At 62.2% G+C, this 890-nt stretch carries 1 protein-coding gene; it reads right to left on the bottom strand.

What is annotated here, in order from left to right:
* On the bottom strand, window positions 1–890 hold an 890-nt coding region (gene ilvA, locus JL015_RS27545; protein WP_201020686.1), incomplete at both ends, for a threonine ammonia-lyase, biosynthetic.

The following is an 890-nucleotide window of genomic DNA, read 5'->3' on the forward strand; positions in this document are numbered from 1 at the left end:
ATGGCTTCGCGGCCTTCACCCAGTTCGGCACGCTCGGCCACATGGCGCAGGCGGTCGAAGTTGACGTTGGCGCCGGAGTCTATGGCCACCAGCGTCTGGCCGCTGATGCCGCGTTGCTCGACATATTTCTTGATCCCGGCCACGCCCAGCGCACCGGCCGGTTCGGTGATGGAGCGGGTGTCGTCGTAGATGTCCTTGATGGCTGCGCAGATTTCATCGGTGCTGACGGTGATGACTTCATCGACGTAGTGACGGCAGACTTCAAAGGTGTGATGGCCGATCTGCGCCACCGCCACGCCATCGGCAAACAGTCCGACCTGATTCAGCACCACACGCTCACCGGCAGCCATGGCGACTTGCAGGCAGTTGGAGTCGTCCGGCTCGACGCCGATGACCTTGATGTCCGGGCGCAAGTATTTGACGTAAGCGGCAATGCCCGCAATCAGACCGCCACCGCCCACCGGGACGAAAATGGCGTCCAGCTGGCCCGGTTGCTGACGCAGGATTTCCATGGCCACCGTGCCTTGCCCGGCAATGGTGTCAGGATCGTCGTACGGATGGATGTAGACGAAGCCTTGTTCGTCCACCAGCTTGAGCGAGTAGGCCAGCGCCTCGGGGAACGAATCACCGTGCAGCACCACTTGCGCGCCCCGTGAGCGCACACCCTCGACCTTGATCTCAGGCGTGGTCTTGGGCATGACGATGGTCGCCTTGATACCCAACACTTTCGCCGCCAACGCCAGGCCTTGCGCATGGTTGCCGGCCGAGGCCGTGACCACGCCACGCGCCAGTTCTTCGGGGCTCAATTGCGCCAGCTTGTTATAGGCGCCACGAATCTTGAAGGAGAACACCGGTTGCAGGTCTTCGCGCTTGAGCAGCACCTGGTTGGA

This window comes from Pseudomonas cichorii (assembly GCF_015471405.1).
Taxonomy (GTDB): domain Bacteria; phylum Pseudomonadota; class Gammaproteobacteria; order Pseudomonadales; family Pseudomonadaceae; genus Aquipseudomonas; species Aquipseudomonas serbiensis.